The following is a 2656-nucleotide window of genomic DNA, read 5'->3' on the forward strand; positions in this document are numbered from 1 at the left end:
CGTGAACTAACCTGACGGTCAACGGAGTTAGAGTCGATAGGAGCGTTACCACTCCTACCTCTCCTTCAGAACGGAACGTGATACTTTCGTATCATTCCGCTCCTTGATAATTCCACCTTTGTTATAGGTACGATTCAAGACCAACTATCAGGTTTTAACACTTTCTTTAGAGCGCATTGACCCGTCTGTTGCTGTCTTTGTGTCGTGGCAGTGTTTATGCAAAAGTTGTAGGTTGTCATAGGTGTGTTTTCCACCTAACGAGGTCGGTTTAATATGGTCAACTTCTACAATGTCTGTACTGGTAAAGTATAAACCGCAGTGAGGACAAATACCCTTTTGACGCTTGATTAATGTAGCAACCCTTTTAGGAGTTTCAGGGTATTCACCTCTACGCTTGCTCCAATAAGTCCAGTTTCCATCAAATGGACTAGCAACACCCTTTACTTTGATATGCCTTACGATTGGCGTATCTGAATGTTGTTTTAATTCCAATCCATTTTCGGTACCGAAACACCAGTTATAGTCGCCTACTGTTCGCCAGTATTTGTCCTTGTTGATGCCCCCTTTTCCCCTCCTTGTTGCCCAGGCTCTCAACTTATCATAGGTTAGTCTGTCAACCTTTGTATAGGTATCCTTACTAACGACGGTCGAGTAATAGTTTGACCACCCTCTTATGATTGGATTGAGCTTGCTAATTAAGGCAGCTTGAGGGGCGGTTTTATGGGTGTCTATTACTTCAGCAATCTTGACTAGATGAGTTTTTACCTTTTGTCTTGAGGGTGTGATTATTGTCTTAAAACCTAATGGGATTCCTTTTGATGAATTGGAGCTACGGTAGTTTCCTACTTTGTACTGTTGTATGTGGAATCCTAAGAACTCAAACCCAACACTTCCCTTTATTTCATTAAGGGTGTGAGTTAATTTTGTTTTACTCGGTTTTAATTCCAATCCCATGTCACTCAACCAGTTTGCGATTATCTCCTGACATTTCTTGACTACGTTCAAATCCTCATGGATTATTACAAAGTCATCAGCATAACGGATTAGGCTTAGTGTGTCTCTTCTCTGGGATTTATTTAATTTCAATCCTCCGGGAGAATGTATTTCTAAGGTTTCCGCGTACTGCTTTACTCTTTCTTCCATCCCATGTAAGGCAATGTTCGCAAGTAGAGGAGAAATTACCCCGCCTTGTGGTGTACCTTCATTAGTAGGGAATAAAGAACCCTCGACACCATACCCTGCCTTGAGCCATGCTTTGATTTGACGGTTTAAGGTGGGGTATGTACTTATTTTTGAGATTAAGGCTTTGTGGTTTATACGGTCGAAACACTTCGATATGTCAGCATCTAGCACGTATTTGGCTTTTTGATTGATGCTGGCAAATATTGCTTCTATCGCATCGTGACAAGAACGCCCCGGTCTAAAACCGTGCGAGTTTGGCTCGAATTTAGCCTCCCACTCAGGTTCTAACGCTAGTTTTACTAACGCTTGCAAGGCACGGTCGTTTATTGTGGGTATTCCTAATGGACGTTTTTCATTCGTACCATGTTTGGGAATCATCACCCTTCGTGTGGGTTTTGATTTTCCGGTAAGTTTCAAACGATTTACCAATTTTATACGATGCTTTGGGGTCAACGATTTAATCCCGTCAACTCCAGCCGTATTTTTTCCTTGGTTATCCTGTGTTACCCTACGAACCGCGATACACTTGGCAGACCAAGACCTAATCAGGGTCTTTTGTAGTTTGCGAACTGCTTTAACATCACCACGCTCACTCGCTTGATAGATTCGTTTTTGCAACTTGAAAGTTACCCGTTCTAGCTTGCGCCAATTCAGGTTTTTCCATTCCACCGTCAGATTATTCTGCGTATTAGACATATATATTGCTACTAGGACTCTATCTTTGGAATTACCGTGTATCTGTCAGCATATCTTTGTCATTACAACATAGCATTCGCTTTTGATACAATCCCTCTCTCTTAAATCATTCGTTAGCTACTTACTGGTTATCGACCTTACCAGAGACTTAAGAGAGTTACTTCGTTCCGATTACACATTGTTAAAGTCTTTAGCGCGATGCTTTCCACCGGGTTTATTGGGCGGTGCTTATAAGTCGGCGATAAAACCGCTTATGCCCTATCCTTGCCTTTTGGCTTGGTGTTAATCGGTCTTTACCGTGTTTTTCAACGGGTTTATCCTGATTTCAGCCATTACACCATTGGTCTTCACGATGGTTCAGACACATCTTTGCTTTCGCTACACATGGACTTTTTACTCGACAGTTACCGGGTTGGCTCCTAGTAGTTCTGCCTTTTACCCCCGCTTTAGCCTGCTAGTTGCTACCCAACAAACTAGGGGATATGTTTTCACCTCAGCACTTGAGGGGTAGGATTTGGGCTAAACCCGCACCTACAAATGTAATCAGTTATCACCAGTCTTATCAACTGGGTTAACCGTCCCGTAAGCCTTTCAACCTACTTTAGGTTAAACGAATCGCACTTACCGTTAGACCGCAGGCTTCTTTTTCCTTTTTTGCTCATGCTTTTTTGAGTGACGGAGTTCCCCCGCCACTTTCGTAACTCAAGCCAATTTTTCTGATGAGTTTAGCTGAGTTTTCATCCCGATCCAAAGATTCTCGGCACTGACAAGAATGCCA

At 42.6% G+C, this 2656-nt stretch carries 1 protein-coding gene; it reads right to left on the reverse strand.

Features of this window, described 5'->3' with window-relative positions:
- Positions 1 to 147 precede the first annotated feature (147 nt).
- Entirely contained in the window at positions 148 to 1878 is a 1731-nt protein-coding gene (gene ltrA, locus QUB04_RS32265; RefSeq protein WP_333290731.1) for a group II intron reverse transcriptase/maturase, read from the reverse strand.
- Between the last annotated feature and the right edge of the window lie 778 nt (positions 1879 to 2656).

It is taken from the genome of Microcoleus sp. D2_18a_B4 (assembly GCF_036702475.1).
GTDB lineage: Bacteria > Cyanobacteriota > Cyanobacteriia > Cyanobacteriales > Microcoleaceae > Microcoleus.